Origin of the sequence: Nocardioides sp. ChNu-153, from assembly GCF_030466625.1 — a bacterium.
Taxonomy (GTDB): Bacteria; Actinomycetota; Actinomycetes; order Propionibacteriales; family Nocardioidaceae; genus Nocardioides.
Window position 1 is genome coordinate 1 of record NZ_JADEVT010000008.1, and the last position, 18,055, is coordinate 18,055.

General features: G+C 75.0%; 19 protein-coding genes. 2 read left to right on the plus strand and 17 right to left on the minus strand.

What is annotated here, in order from left to right; genetic code table 11:
* Positions 1-302, minus strand: a 302-nt coding sequence (locus INN71_RS11375; protein ID WP_301800427.1) for a hypothetical protein, incomplete at its 3' end; no start/stop codon positions are given.
* Positions 303-531: 229 nt separating this feature from the next.
* On the opposite strand from INN71_RS11375, the gene disA reads away from it, so the two are divergent.
* Positions 532-1,590, plus strand: a complete 1,059-nt coding sequence (disA, locus tag INN71_RS11380; RefSeq protein ID WP_277499577.1) for a DNA integrity scanning diadenylate cyclase DisA — start codon at positions 532-534, stop codon at positions 1,588-1,590.
* A gap of 26 nt (positions 1,591-1,616) precedes the next feature.
* Here the strand turns inward: disA and INN71_RS11385 are convergent, their stop codons facing one another.
* Complete coding sequence (locus INN71_RS11385) at positions 1,617-2,366, minus strand: hypothetical protein (protein WP_277499566.1); 750 nt, start codon at positions 2,364-2,366, stop codon at positions 1,617-1,619.
* 143 nt (positions 2,367-2,509) lie between these two features.
* On the opposite strand from INN71_RS11385, the gene INN71_RS11390 reads away from it, so the two are divergent.
* A complete protein-coding gene (locus INN71_RS11390; protein ID WP_277499575.1) occupies positions 2,510-3,367 on the plus strand; it encodes an A/G-specific adenine glycosylase in 858 nt (285 codons plus the stop codon).
* A 251-nt stretch (positions 3,368-3,618) separates the two neighbouring features.
* On the opposite strand, the gene INN71_RS11395 is transcribed toward INN71_RS11390, so the two are convergent.
* The 15 genes from INN71_RS11395 to folP form a co-directional block, all read right to left on the minus strand.
* Positions 3,619-6,195 (minus strand): ATP-dependent Clp protease ATP-binding subunit, encoded by a 2,577-nt coding sequence (locus INN71_RS11395; protein ID WP_277499564.1) that lies wholly within the window; start codon positions 6,193-6,195, stop codon positions 3,619-3,621.
* Positions 6,196-6,395: 200 nt separating this feature from the next.
* The gene (locus tag INN71_RS11400) at positions 6,396-6,737 is read right to left on the minus strand and encodes an Lsr2 family protein (protein WP_277499562.1); all 342 of its coding nucleotides are present in this window, start codon (positions 6,735-6,737) and stop codon (positions 6,396-6,398) included.
* A gap of 243 nt (positions 6,738-6,980) precedes the next feature.
* The gene (locus INN71_RS11405) at positions 6,981-7,823 is read right to left on the minus strand and encodes a type III pantothenate kinase (protein ID WP_277499561.1); all 843 of its coding nucleotides are present in this window, start codon (positions 7,821-7,823) and stop codon (positions 6,981-6,983) included.
* Between the two features lies 1 nt (position 7,824).
* Positions 7,825-8,724, minus strand: a complete 900-nt coding sequence (nadC, locus tag INN71_RS11410) for a carboxylating nicotinate-nucleotide diphosphorylase (protein ID WP_277499559.1) — start codon at positions 8,722-8,724, stop codon at positions 7,825-7,827.
* Entirely contained in the window at positions 8,724-10,400 is a 1,677-nt protein-coding gene (locus INN71_RS11415) for an L-aspartate oxidase (RefSeq protein ID WP_277499558.1), read from the minus strand. The genes nadC and INN71_RS11415 overlap by 1 nt, the downstream gene beginning before the upstream one ends.
* A 28-nt stretch (positions 10,401-10,428) precedes the next feature.
* Positions 10,429-10,848 carry an aspartate 1-decarboxylase gene (panD, locus tag INN71_RS11420; protein WP_277499557.1) on the minus strand — a complete coding sequence of 140 codons (420 nt, stop codon included), beginning with the start codon at positions 10,846-10,848 and terminating at the stop codon, positions 10,429-10,431.
* A 126-nt stretch (positions 10,849-10,974) separates the two neighbouring features.
* Positions 10,975-11,904, minus strand: a complete 930-nt coding sequence (panC, locus tag INN71_RS11425) for a pantoate--beta-alanine ligase (protein WP_277499556.1) — start codon at positions 11,902-11,904, stop codon at positions 10,975-10,977.
* On the minus strand, positions 11,901-12,893 hold the full coding sequence (locus tag INN71_RS11430) for a Rossmann-like and DUF2520 domain-containing protein (protein WP_277499555.1): 993 nt from the start codon (positions 12,891-12,893) through the stop codon (positions 11,901-11,903). Before INN71_RS11430 ends, panC begins: the two co-directional genes overlap by 4 nt.
* A gap of 192 nt (positions 12,894-13,085) precedes the next feature.
* Positions 13,086-13,850 carry a hypothetical protein gene (locus INN71_RS11435; RefSeq protein WP_277499554.1) on the minus strand — a complete coding sequence of 255 codons (765 nt, stop codon included), beginning with the start codon at positions 13,848-13,850 and terminating at the stop codon, positions 13,086-13,088.
* A gap of 10 nt (positions 13,851-13,860) precedes the next feature.
* A complete protein-coding gene (locus tag INN71_RS11440) occupies positions 13,861-14,988 on the minus strand; it encodes a GNAT family N-acetyltransferase (RefSeq protein ID WP_277499553.1) in 1,128 nt (375 codons plus the stop codon).
* An 88-nt stretch (positions 14,989-15,076) separates the two neighbouring features.
* The gene (locus tag INN71_RS11445; RefSeq protein ID WP_277499552.1) at positions 15,077-15,682 is read right to left on the minus strand and encodes a hypothetical protein; all 606 of its coding nucleotides are present in this window, start codon (positions 15,680-15,682) and stop codon (positions 15,077-15,079) included.
* 10 nt (positions 15,683-15,692) lie between these two features.
* Positions 15,693-16,130, minus strand: a complete 438-nt coding sequence (locus tag INN71_RS11450; protein WP_277499550.1) for a DUF3180 domain-containing protein — start codon at positions 16,128-16,130, stop codon at positions 15,693-15,695.
* Positions 16,131-16,197: 67 nt separating this feature from the next.
* Entirely contained in the window at positions 16,198-16,770 is a 573-nt protein-coding gene (gene folK, locus INN71_RS11455; protein WP_277499548.1) for a 2-amino-4-hydroxy-6-hydroxymethyldihydropteridine diphosphokinase, read from the minus strand.
* Positions 16,767-17,135: a dihydroneopterin aldolase gene (folB, locus tag INN71_RS11460; protein WP_277499546.1), complete on the minus strand. Its 369-nt coding sequence runs from the start codon at positions 17,133-17,135 to the stop codon at positions 16,767-16,769. Before folB ends, folK begins: the two co-directional genes overlap by 4 nt.
* Positions 17,132-18,022 (minus strand): dihydropteroate synthase, encoded by an 891-nt coding sequence (folP, locus tag INN71_RS11465; protein ID WP_277499574.1) that lies wholly within the window; start codon positions 18,020-18,022, stop codon positions 17,132-17,134. The genes folB and folP overlap by 4 nt, the downstream gene beginning before the upstream one ends.
* Positions 18,023-18,055 lie beyond the last annotated feature (33 nt).

Here is an 18,055-nt window from a genome sequence, read left to right on the forward strand (position 1 = left end):
ACGGCGGCCCGCGGCGCCGCGGGGCGGGGCAGCGGGAGCGTGGGCTCGGGGCGACCGGTGTCGCGCTCGGCGGGGCTCCCGGTGCGCAGCGGCACGGTCGGCTCGTCGTCCACGGAGGCGCCGCCCGCCCGGGACGCGCCGGGCCGCGTGGCGGTCGGCGTACCGACGGGGGCGACCGGCGCGGCGTGGCGCCCCGGAGCAGGGCGCTGCTCCCCCGTCGTACGGGCCCAGACCCAGGCCAGGACAGCGCCGATGACGGCACCCACCCCGGCGACCACCATGAAGATCACCACTGGACCCACCGCCCCTCGCTCGACCTGCCCGTGTATGCCCCGAGGCCGGTCGGGTCATGCTACGGCGGCGCGTCGGGCGCGGCGAGGGGATCGGGCGAGCCCGGGAGACCCGGGGCGCGCCACGCCCTACCAAAGGCGGACGTCGTCTGCCACCGGCGGCCCTAGACTCGGGCCGGCGCCCGTGCGGGCGCGACGCAGCTCGAGGAGGAACGTGGCCGGGATCGATCGCAGCGAGGACATGCTGCGCGTGCGGGAGGTGCTGGCGTCCATCGCCCCGGGCACCGCGCTGCGCGACGGGCTGGAGCGGATCCTGCGCGGGCGCACCGGCGCCCTCATCGTGCTGGGCAACGACGCCGTGGTGGAGTCGATCTCGACGGGCGGCTTCGAGCTCGACGTGCCCTTCAGCGCCACCGGCCTGCGCGAGCTGGCCAAGATGGACGGCGCCGTCATCCTCGACGCGAACGTCAGCCGCATCCAGCGCGCCGCCGTGCACCTCATGCCGGACCACACGATCCCCTCGTTCGAGACCGGCACCCGGCACCGCACCGCCGACCGCGTCGCGAAGCAGACCGGCTTCCCGGTGATCTCGGTGTCGCAGTCGATGCAGATCATCGCGGCGTACGTCGGGTCCACCCGCCACGTGCTGGAGGACTCGGGCCAGATCCTGTCCCGCGCCAACCAGGCGATCGCGACGCTGGAGCGCTACAAGCTGCGCCTCGACGAGGTGGCCACGACGCTGTCCGCGCTGGAGATCGAGGACCTCGTGACCGTGCGCGACGTCGCGGTCGTCGCCCAGCGCCTCGAGATGGTCTCGCGCATCGCCCGCGAGATCGAGGACTACGTGCTCGAGCTCGGCACCGACGGCCGCCTGCTGTCGCTGCAGCTCGAGGAGCTCGTCACCGGCGTCGACGCCGAGCGCGAGCTGGTCGTGCGCGACTACCTGCCCTCGGGGCGCCGCGCGCCCTCGCCGGAGAAGCTGCTCGACCGCCTCGACGGCCTGTCGGCCACCGAGCTCGTCGACCCCGCCCAGGTGGCGAAGGCCCTCGGCCTCGGCACGAGCGAGCACCTGGACGGCGCCGTGGCACCGCGCGGCTACCGGCTGCTGGCGAAGGTGCCCCGCCTGCCCGCCGCCGTGGTCGACCGTCTCGTCGAGCACTTCGGCACGCTGCAGAAGCTGCTGTCCGCCGGCATCGACGACCTGCAGGCCGTCGACGGCGTCGGCGAGCTGCGCGCCCGCAACGTGCGCGAGGGGCTGTCCCGGCTCGCCGAGTCGAGCATCCTCGAGCGCTACGTCTGAGCCGGTGGCGCTGCCCGCTCGGGCGGTCAGCCCGTCGTCGCGGGAGCGGTGGGGGCGGGAGCCGTCGACTGCGGGGCCGCGCTGGTCGCGGGCGGCGCCGTCGGCGGGATCGTCCGCTCGATGATCTCGGGCTCGGGGGCCACCAGCTCGAACTGCACGTCGGTCGGCTCGCCCGCGAGGGCCGCCGCCTCCACGTGGTAGGCGCCCGGCAGCGACCACTGCATGAGCTCGCAGCCCGGGCCGGAGCGCCAGGCGGGCCACTCGACGGTCGCCACGGCCGGTTGCTCCGGGCGGAGCACGGCGTCGTCGACGCGCGCCACGGCGTCGGGGCAGTGCTGGCTCGTCCAGATGCCGTCCTCGCCCGAGGTCACCTTCACGACCACCGTGGCCGACGAGACGTTCCAGAAGCAGGCCGGCGACTCGCGGGTCGTGAGGGCCAGGGTGATGCTGACCGGCGAGCCCGCGACCGCGTCCTCGACCTGCGGGGTCACGACGACGTCCTCCGGCGCGCAGGGGCCGGTGGGGCTCGCCGGCTGGGTGGTCGTCGGCTCGGCCGCGGTGGTGGTCGGCGCCGCGTCGCCCGTCTCCTCCGCCGTCGGCGAGGCCTCGCCCGCGACCTGGGCGGCGGGCTCCCCCGCCGGCTCCTCGTCGCCGCCCCCGCCGAGCAGCCGGGCGATCGCGACGACGAGCAGGGCGGCGACGCCGAGCACCAGGCCGCGGCGCACCCAGTAGACCCGCGCCGGGTGCCGGCGACGGGGACGGGTCGGGGAAGACATGGCGCGAACGGTAGTCAGCGTGGAGGCCCCCGCCGGGCAGGCGCACCGTAGGCTCGGGCGACGTGCCCCAGCCCACCCCCACGACGCCCGGCTCCCCCGCGGTCGTCGCTCCCGCGGCCGTGGCCCCGGCGGAGCTCGAGGCGCTGCACGCCGCCGTCCTCACCTGGTACGACGAGCACGCCCGCGACCTGCCGTGGCGCCGTACCGAGGCGACCGCGTGGTCCGTCATGGTCTCGGAGTTCATGCTGCAGCAGACGCCCGTCGCGCGGGTGCTGCCGGTGCACGCCGCCTGGCTCGAGGCGTGGCCGACGCCCGCCGACCTGGCCGCCGCCGGCACCGGCGAGGCGGTGCGGGCGTGGGGGCGGCTCGGCTACCCGCGGCGCGCCCTGCGGCTGCACGCGGCGGCCACCGCGATCGTGGAGCGGCACGGCGGCGAGGTGCCCGCGTCGTACGACGACCTGCTGGCCCTGCCGGGGGTCGGTGACTACACGGCGGCGGCCATCGCGTCCTTCGCGCACGCGCGGCGCCACGTCGTGCTCGACACCAACGTGCGGCGCGTGATCGGGCGGGCGGTGGCGGGCGTCGAGCACCCGGCGCGCTCGGTCACCCGCGCCGAGCGCGACCTGGCCGCGTCCCTGCTGCCCGACGAGGCACCCGTCGCGGCGACCTGGAACGTCGGGCTGATGGAGCTCGGCGCGCTCGTCTGCACGGCGACCTCGCCGGCGTGCCCCCGCTGCCCGCTGGCGGAGCGGTGCGCGTGGGTGGCGGCCGGGCGGCCGGCGTACGACGGGCCGCCCCGCCCCGTGCAGACGTACGCCGGCACCGACCGGCAGTGCCGCGGCCGCCTGCTCGGCGCCGTGCGCGACGCCGACGGCCCGGTGCCGGCCTCGACGCTGGAGGCGCAGTGGGCCGACGCGACGCAGCGCGAGCGGTGCCTGGCCAGCCTCCTGGCCGACGGCCTGCTCGCGCAGGTCGGGCCCACGACGTACGCGCTGCCCTGACGCGGCGCCGTACCCCGCCCCGGACGTCATACAGACCCGAGGCCAGGGGCCACGCTCCGCATGACGTCCCCCGCACCACACCGGCGAGCGCCCCGGACGTCATACCGACCCGAGGCCAGCGACCTCCCTTCGCATGACGTCCGCGTCCGCCGGCGGCACGGCACGCGGCCCGCAGACACGACAGCGGCCCGTGCGCCGGAGCGCACGGGCCGCTGCTGGTCACCGCCCGGGTCTCGCCGGGCGGCGGAGGATCAGTCCTCCGGGCTCCGCGGGATGTCCACGGGACCCTCGGTCTCCTCGGTCGGGTCGCCCTTCGTCAGCTCGACGCCGGCCGCCTCGAGGGGCGGCATGTCGGGCATGGCGCCGACCTTCTGGCCCTTGAAGGTGAAGGTCGCCGTCGGGCCCTCGCCGTCGGCGTCGACCAGCACGATCTGACCGGGGCCGACCTCGCCGAAGAGCATCTTCTCGGCCAGGGTGTCCTCGATCTCGCGCTGCACCGTGCGGCGCAGCGGACGCGCACCGAGCACCGGGTCGAAGCCGCGCTTGGCGAGCAGGTCCTTCGCAGCCTGCGTCACCTCCAGCGACATGTCGCGGTCCTTCAGGCGCAGCTCCACCGACGCGATCATGTTGTCGACCATCGAGATGATCTGCTCCTGGTTCAGGGGCGGGAACACGATGATCTCGTCGACACGGTTGAGGAACTCGGGGCGGAAGTGCTGCTTGAGCTCCTCCGACACCTTGTTCTTCATCCGGTCGTACGAACCCGCGGCGTCACCGGTCTGGGCGAAACCGAGGTTCACGCCCTTCGCGATGTCACGCGTGCCGAGGTTCGTCGTCATGATGATGACGGTGTTCTTGAAGTCGACCACCCGACCCTGGGAATCGGTCAGGCGACCCTCCTCCAGGATCTGCAGCAGCGAGTTGAAGATGTCCGGGTGGGCCTTCTCGACCTCGTCGAAGAGCACCACCGAGAACGGCTTGCGCCGCACCTTCTCCGTGAGCTGGCCACCCTCCTCGTAACCGACGTAACCGGGGGGAGAACCGAAGAGGCGGGAAACGGTGTGCTTCTCGCCGAACTCGCTCATGTCGAGCTGGATGAGCGCGTCCTCGTCACCGAAGAGGAATTCCGCCAGCGTCTTCGAGAGCCACGTCTTACCGACACCGGACGGGCCGGCGAAGATGAACGAGCCACCGGGACGCTTCGGGTCCTTCAGACCGGCACGCGTACGACGGATCGCCCGCGAGAGGGCCTTGACGGCCTCCTCCTGGCCGATGACGCGCTTGTGGAGCTCGTCCTCCATGTTGAGCAGGCGGGACGACTCCTCCTCGCTCAGCTTCACGATCGGGATGCCCGTCGCGACGGCGAGCACCTCGGCGATCAGCTCCTCGTCGACCTCGGCGACGACGTCCATGTCGCCGGAGCGCCACTGCTTCTCGCGGTCGGCCTTCTTGAGGATGAGCTGCTTCTCCTCGTCGCGGAGCGCGGCGGCGGCCTCGAAGTCCTGACCGTCGATGGCCGCCTCCTTGCGGACGCGCACCTCGGCGATCTTGTCGTCGTACTCCTTGAGGTCGGCGGGCGCCGTCATGCGCTTGATGCGCAGGCGGGAGCCGGCCTCGTCGATGAGGTCGATCGCCTTGTCCGGCAGGAACCGGTCGGAGATGTAGCGGTCGGCGAGCGTGGCCGCCGAGACGAGCGCCTCGTCGGTGATCGTCACCCGGTGGTGCGCCTCGTAGCGGTCCCGCAGGCCCTTGAGCATCTCGATCGTGTGCGCGATCGAGGGCTCGGCCACCTGGATGGGCTGGAAGCGGCGCTCGAGGGCGGCGTCCTTCTCCAGGTACTTGCGGTACTCGTCCAGCGTGGTCGCGCCGATGGTCTGCAGCTCGCCGCGCGCCAGCATCGGCTTGAGGATGCTCGCCGCGTCGATCGCGCCCTCGGCCGCACCGGCCCCGACGAGGGTGTGGATCTCGTCGATGAACAGCACGATGTCGCCGCGCGTGCGGATCTCCTTGAGCACCTTCTTCAGGCGCTCCTCGAAGTCACCGCGGTAGCGCGAGCCGGCGACCAGGGCGCCGAGGTCGAGCGTGTAGATGTGCTTGTCCTTCAGCGTCTCCGGCACGTTGCCCTTGACGATGTCCTGCGCCAGGCCCTCGACGACCGTCGTCTTGCCGACGCCGGGCTCGCCGATGAGGACCGGGTTGTTCTTCGTGCGGCGCGAGAGGATCTGCATGACCCGCTCGATCTCGGACTCGCGGCCGATGACCGGGTCCAGCTTGCCCTCGCGGGCCGCCTGCGTCAGGTTGCGACCGAACTGGTCGAGCACCAGCGACGAGGACGGGGCCTCGCTGCCGGAGCCGCCCGTGCTGGCCGCGGCACCCGCGCTCTCCTTGCCCTGGAAACCGCTGAGCAGCTGGATGACCTGCTGCCGCACGCGGTTCAGGTCGGCGCCCAGCTTCTGCAGCACCTGGGCGGCGACGCCCTCACCCTCGCGGATGAGGCCGAGCAGGATGTGCTCGGTGCCGATGTAGGAGTGACCGAGCTGCAGCGCCTCGCGCAGCGACAGCTCGAGCACCTTCTTGGCTCGGGGGGTGAAGGGGATGTGACCACTGGGGGCCTGCTGGCCCTGGCCGATGATCTCCTCGACCTGGGCGCGGACGGCCTCGAGCGAGATGTCCAGGCTCTCCAGGGCCTTCGCCGCGACACCCTCGCCCTCGTGGATCAGCCCGAGCAGGATGTGCTCGGTGCCGATGTAGTTGTGGGAGAGCATGCGGGCCTCTTCCTGGGCCAGCACGACCACCCGACGGGCTCGGTCAGTGAACCGCTCGAACATGTGCGCCTCGATCCTTCTCGATACCGCGACGCGCCAGCGCCGCGGGTGGGCCGGGCGACCCCGCCAGAGGCCGCTCGTACACCGGAGATCAACTCCCGGTCCAGACTACGTGTTCCCCTCCAGACACCCACCGGGGTCTGCTCACAGCGAACAGACCCCGGTGGCGCACGGAGCGTGGAGAGGGCTCGCTCGGTACGGCGTCAGTGCGCGGCGTCGTACGCCTCGCGGATCTCGGCCGACACGCGGCCGCGGTCGGGGACCTCCCAGCCGTTCTCGCGGGCCCACTCGCGGACCTCCTTGGTCGACGGGCCGTCGGAGGCCGCCGCCGCGGACGACGAGGACGACGTACGGCGCGCCCGCCGGTTGCCGCCCGACTTGCGGGCGTGCCCGACGTAGCCGGCCAGCGCCTCGCGCAGGGCCTCGGCGTGCTCGTCGTTGAGGTCGATCTCGTACTCGGCGCCGTCGAGACCGAACGAGACCGTCTGCGTCGCCTCGCTGCCGTCGATGTCGTCGACGAGGACGATGTTCACCTTCTGCGCCATTTCCCACCACTTTCCCAGGAGTCGACCGGAAAACCGGCCGGGAATGAATTACTGCTCGATCATGGCAGAAAGGAGCGCGACATTCAGCACCGGGTCGACCCGTGCGGGGAATTGCATTTCGTGATGTCGTCGACGGAGCGGATGCGAAAGCCCGAGGAGAACGGGCGACGGCCGGCGGGAATGCGGGCGGAGTCGACCGGGGAAAAGGGGGTAGGAGGTGCAGCGGAAAAGAGACCGACTGCCTCAGGACGCGTTGCGGCGGAACACCAGCTCGAGACCGCGCGCGGTGAGCCACGGGTCGTGCCGGTCGATACCGGCGCACTCCTCGCTCACGAGCGGGGCGAGATACCCGGTCGACACGACGCGCAGGTCCGCCACGCTCGTGCCGATCTCGGCGGCCACCCGGGCCACGAGTCCCTCGACCTGCGCCAGCACGCCGAAGTAGAGGCCCGCCTGGATCGCCTCCACCGTGTTCTTGGCGACGACCGAGCGCGGACGCACCAGCTCGACGCGCCGCAGCTGCGCCGTACGCCGGTCGAGGGCCTCGGCGGCGACCTCGACGCCGGGCGCGATGAGCCCGCCGACGTACTGCCCCTTCGCGTTCACCACGTCGAGGGTGGTCGCGGTGCCGAGGTCGACGACGACGACCGGCCGGCCCGGCTCCGCGTGGTAGGTCGCCGCGGCCAGCGCGTTGACGATGCGGTCCGCGCCGACCTCGCGCGGGTTGTCGACCAGCACGGGGATGCCCGTCCGTACCCCCGCCCCGACGACGACGTGCGGCACCTGCGGCAGGTGGCGCGCCAGCATCCCGCGCCACTCGTGGAGCACGCCCGGCACAGTCGAGGCGATGGCGACGCCCGTCAGCGACCGGATGCCGTCCGGCAGCGGCTGCGCGGGCCCGCCTTCGGCGAGCAGCGAGGTGAGCAGCGCGGCCCACTCGTCCGCCGTACGGCGCTCGTCGGTCGCCACCCGCCAGTCGGCGAGCGGCGTCTCGCCGTCCAGCAGGCTCAGCACGGTGCGGGTGTTGCCGATCGCGACGCAGAGCAGCCGGGAGCCGGCGGCGGGCGGTGGCAGTGGGGTGCTCACGTCAGCCCCGCAGGTCCAGGCCCAGGTCGAAGACCGTGACGGAGTGGGTGAGCGCGCCGACGGAGATGTAGTCGACGCCCGTGGCCGCCACCTCGGTGGCACGGGCGATGGTGAGGCCCCCGGAGGCCTCGAGCGTCGCGCGGCCACCCGTGATCGCGACCGCCTCGGCCATCGTCGCCGTGGTCATGTTGTCGAGCAGCACCCAGTCGCAGCCCACCTCGAGCAGCTGGCGCAGCTCGTCGAGCTCGGTGACCTCCACGACGACCCGGACGTCGGGGTAGGCCGCCCGCACGGCCTCGTACGCCGGCACGACCCCGCCGGCGGCGACCACGTGGTTGTCCTTCACCATCGCGACGTCCGACAGGCTGAACCGGTGGTTCACGCCGCCGCCGCAGCGCACGGCGTACTTCTGCAGCGCGCGCATGCCGGGCAGCGTCTTGCGGGTGTCGAGCACGCGCGCCCGCGTGCCCTCGAGCGCCGCGACCCAGGCGGCGGTCGCGGTGGCGACGCCCGAGAGGTGGCTGGCGTAGTTGAGCGCGACCCGCTCGGCGGTCAGCAGGCCGCGGGTGGGGCCGGCGACGCGCAGCACGAGGTCGCCCGCCGCGACGCGGTCGCCGTCGGGGCGCCGGTCGGTGACCTCGACGTCGTCGCCCATGACGTAGCGGAACACCAGCTCGGCGAGCGCCAGGCCGGCGACGACCCCGGGCTCGCGGGCCGCCATCTCGGCGACGCCGCGGGCGGCGGCCGGGATGGTGGCGGCGCTCGTGACGTCCTCGCCCGGCAGGTCCTCGTCGATGGCCGCGGCCACGGCGGAGTGCAGGGCGGCGGCGGACAGGCCGGCGGCCTCGATCTCGGCGAGCAGTGCGGCGGGCATCGCGTCGAGGGGGTGGCGCGCGAGCATCAGGGGGTCGTCTCCTCGGTGCGGGTGGGTGCGGCGGCGAGCGCGACCCGACGTACGCCCTCGTGGACCGTGACGTCGAAGTGGCCCGGGAAGTGGTCGTCGGTGTCGGGGTGGTCCTCGCGCCAGTGGGACCCGCGGGTCTCGGTGCGCAGGGCGGCGGCCGCGGCGAGGGCGTCGGCGACGGTGAGGAGGTTGGTGGTCTCCCAGGCGTCGACGTCGACCCGGTCGGCCGGTACGGCGGCCAGCCCCGCGAGCCGCGCGTGCGCCTCGGCGAGCCCCGTGGCGCTGCGCAGCACGCCGACGCGCTCGGTCATGACCGCCTGCAGCTCGGCGCGCACGTCGCCGCTGACGAGGCCGGCGGGCCGGCGGTCGTCGGCGGGCTCGGACCAGCCCCGCAGCTCGCCGGGCAGCACGGTCGCGATGCGCCGCGAGAACACGAGGCCCTCGAGCAGGGAGTTCGAGGCGAGGCGGTTGGCGCCGTGCACGCCCGAGCAGGCCACCTCGCCGGTGGCGTAGAGGCCCGGCACGCCGGTGCGCCCCCACAGGTCGGTGCGCACGCCGCCGGACGCGTAGTGGCAGGCCGGGGCGACGGGGATGAGGTCGGTGGCCGGGTCCACGCCGTACCGCTCGCAGGTGGCGAGGATCGTGGGGAAGCGGCGCTCCCAGAACTCCCGCCCCAGGGCGCGGGCGTCGAGCCACACGTGCGGGCGGCCCGTCGCGTGCATGCGGCGGGTGATGGCCTTGGCGACGACGTCGCGCGGCGCGAGGTCGCCGAGCTCGTGCACGCCCTCCATCACGCGGCGACCACCCTCCTCGGGCGGGCCGTCGACGAGCACGGCGCCCTCGCCGCGCACCGCCTCGGAGATGAGGGGCTGCTGACCCAGCGCGTCGGGGCCCAGGTAGAGCACCGTGGGGTGGAACTGCACGAACTCCAGGTCGCGCAGGGTGGCGCCCGCCCGCAGGGCCAGCGCCATGCCGTCGCCGGTGGTGACCGACGGGTTCGTGGTCTGCTGGAAGACCTGGCCGAGGCCGCCGCTGGCGAGCACCACCGCGCGGCACAGCACCGCGCCGACACCGTCGCGCTGCCCCTCGCCCAGCACGTGGAGGGTCAGGCCGGCGACGCCGCCGTCGGCGGCGAGCAGGAGGTCGACGGCCAGGGCGTGCTGCACCACCTCGACCTCGGGGTCCCGCTGCACGGCCGCGATGAGCGCCCGCTGGATCTCCGCGCCCGTCGCGTCGCCGCCCGCGTGGGCGATGCGGTCGCGGTGGTGGCCGCCCTCCCGGGTCAGCGACAGCTCGCCGTCGGGGTCGTGGTCGAACTGCGCCCCCAGGCCGATGAGCTCGCGGACCGCCTCGGGCCCCTCGGTGACGAGCACCCGCACCGCCTCGCCGTCGCAGGCGCCGGCGCCCGCGACGAGGGTGTCGAGCTCGTGCTCGGCCGGGGTGTCACCGGGCCCGAGGGCCGCTGCGATCCCGCCCTGGGCCCACTGGGTGGAGCCGGCGTCGAGCACCGTCTTCGTGACCACCAGCACCCGGCCCACGCCGGCCGCGCGGAGCCGCAGCGCCGCGGTCAACCCGGCGATGCCGGAGCCGACCACGACCACGTCGGCCCGCGTCGTCCAGCCCGGCTCGGGCGCGCTCAGCCGCTGCGGCAGGCGAGTGGTCGGGGTGCTCATGGGGGTGGAGTCTCGCAGCACCGCGCGCTCAGCGCGCGGCCAGCGTGTCCCCGCGCACCAGGCCCGAGCCGGCGAGCGCCTCGGCCGGGTCGAAGCCCGTGGCGAGGATCTTGTTGTCGGCGTCGACGAAGACGACGTGCGGCTGGAACTCCTTGGCCTCCGCCGTCTCCATCTGGCCGTAGCCGATGAGGATCACGAGGTCGCCGGGCTGCACGAGGCGGGCCGCGGCGCCGTTGATGCCGATGACGCCCGAGCCGCGCTCGCCGGCGATCGTGTAGGTCTCGAGGCGGGCGCCGTTGGTGATGTCGACGATGTGGACGAGCTCGCCGGCCAGCAGGTCGGCGGCGTCGAGGAGGTCCTCGTCGACGGTGACCGAGCCGACGTAGTGCAGGTCGGCCTGCGTCACGGTCGCGCGGTGGATCTTGCTCTTCATCATGGTGCGCAGCATCGGAGGTCTCCTCGGTGCTCGTGGGGGTGCGGGGTGGTGGGGCGGTTCGGTGAGGTTTCCCCGCCTAGGCGGGGAAACCTGTGGTCTACGGCTGATGCCTAGGCCGTGAAGCACAGGGATACCCGGCTAGGCGGGGAAACCTGGGGCTCCGGTGGCTCGCAGGTCCAGCGGCAGGTTGTCGATGAGGCGGGTCGCGCCGAGGCGGGCGGCGACCAGCACGCGGCCCTCGCGGGGGTCGGTGCGGGCCGGGTCGACCTCGGCCAGGTCGGCCTCGGTCACGACGAGGTAGTCGACCTCCACCTGCGGCGCCTCCGCCAGCACGGTCGCCGCGGCCTGCCGGGCCGCGTCCACGCCGTACGACGCGTGGTCGGCCGCGGCGCTCAGCGCGCGGGAGAGCACGACGGCGAGGCGACGCTGCTCCGCGTCGAGGTAGCGGTTGCGCGAGCTGAGCGCCAGGCCGTCGGCCTCGCGGACCGTCTCGGCGCCGACGACCTCGACCGGCAGGCACAGGTCGGCGGCCATGCGTCGCACGAGCGCGAGCTGCTGGTAGTCCTTCTGGCCGAACACCGCGACGTCGGGCTGCACGAGGCCGAACAGCTTGGCCACGACGGTCAGCACGCCGCGGAAGTGACCGGGGCGGCTGGCGCCCTCGAGCACCGTGGCCAGGGGCCCGGGCTCGACCGTCACCTGCGGGTCGCCGCCGGGGTAGACCTCGTCGACGGCCGGCGCGAACACCACGTCGACGCCCTCCGCGGCGCAGAGCGCCAGGTCGGCGTCGAGCGTGCGCGGGTAGCGGTCGAGGTCCTCGCCCTCCCCGAACTGCAACGGGTTGACGAAGATCGACACGACGACGGCCCCGTCGGCCCCGACGTGGTCGCGGGCGACCCGCACCAGGCTGGCGTGGCCCTCGTGGAGCGCGCCCATCGTCGGCACGAACGCCACCCGGCCGCCGCGCGCGCGGACCACGGCGAGCTCGTGCTGGAGCGCCGCGCGGGTGGGGGCGAGGGCGGGGGCGAGCGCCGCGGACGGCGGGGTCGGACGCACGGTCGTCGTCATCGGGCCACGTCCTCGGGGCTGATGGCGCTGGTGGGGGTGGCGGGGGTGGCGGGCGCGGTCGCCGGCTCGCCCTCGAGCGCGGCCAGCAGGTGGCCGGCGCGCAGCGGCAGGAGGCGACCGTCGGTGGCGGCCCGGCCGACGGTGGCGCGGGCCAGCGCGGCGTACGACGCCGAGGCCTGCGGCGCGTGGGCCGCGACCTCCGCCACGTGGGTGGCGACCGTGCCGACGTCGCCGCGCACGACGGGGCCGGTGAGGGCGGCGTCGCCGGCCCGCAGGGCGTTGTCGAGCGCCGCGGTGAGCAGCGGGCGCAGCACGTCGGCCGGACCGGCGGTGTCCCCGGGCTCCCCGGGCTCCCCGGGCTCCCCCGTCGGCGTGGCGGCGGCCAGCATCTCGAGCGCCTCGGCGACGAGCGTGACCAGGTGGTTCGCGCCGTGGGCCAGCGCGGCGTGGTAGAGCGGGCGCCGCTCCTCCGCCACCCGCACGACCCGACCGCCGAGGTCGGCGACGAGCCCGTCGGCGAGCGCGGACTCCTCGGGGCCGGTGGTCACGCCGTACGCGCACCCGCGCAGGCGCGGCAGGTCGGTCTCCGTACCGGTGAAGGTCATGGCCGGGTGCAGCGCCACCGCCCGCGCGCCGACCGCGACGGCCGGGGCGAGCGCGGCGACGCCGTGGGCGCCCGAGGTGTGGAGGACGACCTGGCCGGCGTGCAGCGCGCCGCTCGCGGCGAGCACGCGCACCACGTTGCCGAGCATGTCGTCGGGAACGGTGAGCAGCAGCAGGTCGCAGGCGCGGGCGACGGCGGAGGGCTTCTGCAGCGGTACGTCGGGCAGCAGCGCCGCGGCCCGCCGGCGGGAGGCCGTCGACTCGCCGGAGGCGGCGACGACCGTGTGCCCGGCGTCGGCCAGGGCCGACGCGAGCACGGCACCGACGCGGCCGGTGCCGATGACGCCCACGCGCAGGGCGTGCGGGCGGGGCATGTCTGACGACATGGTCCGAACCTCTCGTTCCCGTCCCTCCGACCACCCCTCGCGGGGCCGGTGTGGGTACCGGACGTTGTCTCGAACGGTGCGGCCGGACGACCCGGCCGCTCAGTGCAACGGGAACGTTACGCCCGTGCTTCCAACCGGGGAACAGACCGGTCGGTGACCTGGCTCACGACGTGCCGCGGCGACGGCGCGGCGTCAGCGGCGGACGTGCACGAGGCGCGTCGGGCCGTCGCCGTCGACGAGGACCGAGCCCGTCGCCTCGGCGACCGCGTCGAGCGCCACCCCGGCGACGATGTCGCGCGACCCGTCGGGCACGAGCACCGGGTGGTCGCGGGACCCGGGGCAGCGCAGCGAGCCGTCGAACGGCCGGGCGGCGCGGGTGTGCCCGGACTCGACGGCGACCGCGCGGCCGCCGGGCCCGAGGCTCCGCACGACGTCACGCCACGCGGCGTCGCGGGCCGTGCCGACCTCCGCGCGGGCCCCCGGACCGCCGTCGGCGACGGGCCACCACTCCTGCAGCCAGCGGCCCACCTGCTGCGGCACGCCGGTCTCGACGAGGCGGGCGCCGAGGCGCTCGCGGCCGGTCACGGGGTCGACGTGCACGATCCGCGGGTAGCCGTCGCGGTCGACCTGCACCACGTGGGTCGGCACGTGGGCGAGCCAGTCCGCGGCGAGCACGGTGCCGCCGTACCCCGCCGGGAGGTCGAACCGGATCGCGGTCGTGGGGAGCACCCGGACGATGTCGGGCGTCAGCACGCCCATCGAGCCGAGCAGCACGAGCTCCTCGGGCCGCTCCGTGGCCAGCAGGTCGAGCACCGCGTCGCGCGCCTGCAGCAGCGTCGGCGGGTGGGCGCGCAGGAAGCCCCCGGCCGTGCCGTAGAGCGCCGCGTCCCACGCCTGCTTCCAGGTCGGCTCCCCGGGCGGCGGGAGCGCCGGCATCCCGAGGCTCGTGGGGCTCACGGCGACGACCTCAGGCCGGGTCCGCGGCGTCGTCCGCCGGGGAGCCCGCCGCGTCGTCCGTGACGGGGACGTCCTTGTGCCACGACTGGGTGAGGTACGACGACGTCCAGCCCATCGAGGTGTAGAGCCCGTCGGCGCCCGTCGGCGAGTCCGCGTCGACCTCGAGCCCGACCCGGTTGCGGCCCCGCAGCGCGGCGTCGGCGATCACGGTGTGCAGCAGCCCCTTCGCCACCCCGCGGCCGCGGGCGTTGGCGAGGACGCCGAGGTAGTCGACGTACGAGCCGTGCGGGCCGTCGTCGGACTCGCTCTCGGTCGCCACCAGCGCGCCGGCCGGCTCGGCCTCGTCGCCGTCGACGATCTCGGCCAGCCACCAGTGGTCCCACCGGTGGCCCGGGTCCTGGCGCAGCCGGTGCACGAACTCCGCGAACGTCTCCTCGCGGGAGTTGAAGTGGTCGGTGAAGGCGCCCTCCAGCACGTGGTGCACCTTGCGGAGGTCGGCCTCGTCGGGCATGCCCGAGCCCTCGCGGCCCACGGCGCGGAAGACCACCCCGTCCTTCTCCCAGCGCTCCGGGTCGGGCACGAGGCCCGCCTCGGCCTCGGTCACCGGCCGGCTCATCTGCCACCAGGTGCGGACCCGCTCGAAGCCGGCGGCGCTGAGCCAGGCGTGCTGGCGGGGGTCGTCGGTGAACGCGCCGGTGTCGATCTGCTGGACCGGCAGGCCGCGCGCGGCGCCGACCTCGCGGGCCTGGGCCTCCGCCCAGGTCAGGAGCACCCGGGCGCAGCGGGCGGCGACCACGTGGTCCAGGTCGCGGGCGACGACGTGCAGCAGCAGCATGCGACCGGCGGCGCGGTCGTGCACGCTGCCCCAGCCCTGCACGACGCCGTCGGGGTCGCGCACCACGGCGTTCGCGCGGGTGCGGGTGCCCAGGTCGGAGATCTCGACCAGCACGCCGTCCCGGCCGGCGCCCGCCCAGCCGCGTCCGGCGACCTCGTGGCCGCGCAACAGCTCGACGAGGCGGTCGACGTCGGCGTCCACGGACGGGTCGACCCCGGTCACCGACCAGCCGTCGGGCAGGGGCGGCTCTGACGCGAGGAGCTCGTCGGGGTCGCGCTCGAATCGGCTGTCGTCCGGGATCACCCCGGTGATTCTGCCCCACCCCCGGCCGAGGACGACGGGCAGTGCCACCGGCGGGCCCGCGCGGGGCCGGGGTGGACGGGCGGAGCGCTCAGGCGCGCTTGCGCAGGTCGACGTGGGTGGTCTGCCACGCCTGCAGCTCGGCCCGCACCACGTCGAGCTCGTGCTCCAGCTCGGCGAGGCGCACGATCGCGTCGGCGGCGCGCTCCTCCGCGGCGGCGAGCCGGGTGCGCAGCGCGTCCCGCTCGGCGACGGCCGCGTCGGCCCGCTTGGCCTCCGCGTCGGCGCGGCGGGTGAGCTCGACGACCTTCTCCTGGGCGAGGCGCACGGCCTCCTCCAGCTCGCCGATCGCCTTCGAGCGCTCGGCCAGGGCGTCGTCGCGCTGGGCGAGGCGGTCGCTCATCGAGCTGACGAACTCGGCGTTCTCCTCGGTACGGCGCGCGGCGAGCGCGGCGTACTCCTTCGCCTGGGCGGCCCGGTCGCCCGCGGCCTCGCGGCGCGACGTCATGAGCTCGGTGTGGGCGATGCGCAGGGCGGCCGCACCGAGCGCGACCGCGACGGCGCCGGCGACGGCGACCGCGGGGAACGACCCGGTGGGCACGGTGGCCGCGACCAGCAGCCCGGCGACGACGATGAGCGCGACGGCCACGGCGAGGCGCGTGCTGCGCTGGCGTCGGCGGGCGGTGGGGGAAGCCATGCGCGCCACCCTAGGCGGCGTCGGGGTCCGATCGGACGCGACACGCGCGCTCGAGCAGCAGGGCTGCGACCAGCACCGATGCACCGGCGAGGGCCGCGAGGAGCGCGCGGGCCATCCGCTCCTCGGCGACGAACGACGGCGAGCCCACCCAGCTCAGGGCGTGGCCGGCGTACCCGCCGAGGAGGAGGGCGCCCACCAGCGCGCAGGCCCGGGCCAGCACGAGGCGGTTGACGGCGCGGTGGGCCGGGAGGTCCGGACGGGCCGTGGTGACCTCCCGCCGGGTGATGACGGCGGAGACGCCGAGGATCGCGGCGACCAGCGCGAGGAGCAACACCTGGGTCCAGGAGACCTCGGGCACGCTCGTGCCGGCGGCCCGCGCCAGGCGGCGCAGGAGCCAGCCGACGACGAGGCCGGCGACGACCCAGGCGGTCAGGACCCCCGGCGCCACGGGCCGGAGCCGGCGACGGTCGTCACCCGCTCCGCCGGGTCCCGGCGCGCCGGGACCCCCGGGGCCGTCAGGAGGGGGTGGAGAGGACGAGGTCGTCACGGCGGTGGACGCCCTGCGACCCGACCTTCGCGAGCAGGTCGGCGACGCGGCCGTGGTCGGGGATCTCGGCGTCGGGCTCGAGGTCGCACCAGGGCTGGAGCACGAAGGCCCGCTCGGCGGCGCGCGGGTGCGGCAGCTGGAGCCACTCCTCGTTGCTGCGGCGGTCGCCGACCACGATGAGGTCGACGTCGAGGCTGCGCGGGCTGTTCGGGATCGCGGTGCGCTCGCGACCGAACGCGTCCTCGATGGCGTGGGCGCGGTCCACGAGGCGCGCCGCGGAGAGCGTGGTGTCGAAGAGGACGACCGCGTTGAGGAAGTTCTCGGAGCCCTCGGGGGTGCCGACCGGCTCGGTCTCGTAGACCGCCGAGATGCCGGTGATCCACACGTCGGGGGTGTCGGCGAGCGCGTCGACCGCGCCCTGGAGGTTGGCGAAGCGGTCGCCGAGGTTGGACCCCAACGAGATCACGGTCCGTCGGATCGGGCGCATCTCGCCCGTCAGGGTGTCCGCGTCGATGATGTGGGGGTTCGGCGTCTCGGTCACGCGTTGCCTCGTTTCCGCTCGATCGTCAGCGCGACGTCGGAGAACGTCGCGGTGATGGGTGCGTCCGGCTTGTGCAGGGTCACCCTGGTCCATTCAACACGCTCGTCCGACAGGCAGGTGTCGGCGATCCGCTGGGCCACCCGCTCGACGAGGTCGACCGGGTCGGACTCCACGGCGGCCTTCACCGCCATGGTGAGACTTCCGTAGTCGACCGTGTCGTGCAAGTCGTCGGAGGCCGCCGCGGCCCGGGTGTCCACGCCCAGCACGAGGTCGACGACGAAGCGCTGCCCGTCGCGCCGCTCGTCGGGGAAGACCCCGTGGTGGGCGAAGCACTCGATGCCGAGGACGGCGAGCTCGTCGGTCATGTCGGTCCCGTCTGGCCGGCGTCGCCGGCGGTCGGTGGGGCGGCGGTCGGTGGGGTGGCGGTCGGTGGGGCGGCGGTCGGCGAGGTGGAGGCCCTGGCCGAGTGCCAGGCCTCCCGCACGGCGAGGGCGTCGCGGCTGGCCCGCACGTCGTGCACGCGCACGCACCACGCGCCGGCGTCCGCGAGCAGCAGGGTGAGGGCCGTGGTGGCGGCCTCCCGCCCGTCCACGGCCCGCGGCTGGTCCCCCTCGGCCAGGAGGCGGCCGAGGAACGTCTTGCGGCTGCCGCCCACGAGAAGCCGGTGGCCGAGCGCGGCGATCCGGTCGAGGCCGGCCAGCAGCTCCCAGTTGTGCTCGGCCCGCTTCGCGAACCCCAGCCCCGGGTCGAGCACGAGGCGCTCGGGGGCCACGCCCGCGGCGAGCGCCGCGTCCCGCCGTACCGCCAGCTCGTCGGCGACCTCGGTGACCACCCCGGCCGGGTACGACGCGAAGTCGGCCATGCGGTCGCTGTGGGCGCGCCAGTGCATGGCGACGTACGTCGCGCCCGCCGCCGCGGCCACCTCGAGGATGCGGGGGTCGGCGAGCCCGCCGGAGACGTCGTTGACGACGCTCGCGCCGGCGTCCAGCGCAGCCTGGGCGACCTCGGCGCGCATGGTGTCGACCGAGACGGGGACGCCGGTCGCGGCGAGCGCGCGGATGACGGGGACGACGCGACCGAGCTCCTCGGCCAGCAGCGGGCGGGTGGCGCCCGGCCGGGTCGACTCCCCCCCGATGTCGAGGAGGTCGGCGCCCTGCGCGACGAGCTCGAGGCCGTGGGCGACCGCGCGGTCGGGGTCGGCCCAGCGGCCGCCGTCGGAGAACGAGTCCGGCGTGACGTTGACGACGCCCATGAGGAGGGGCCGGTGAGGCGGGCGGGGGACGCT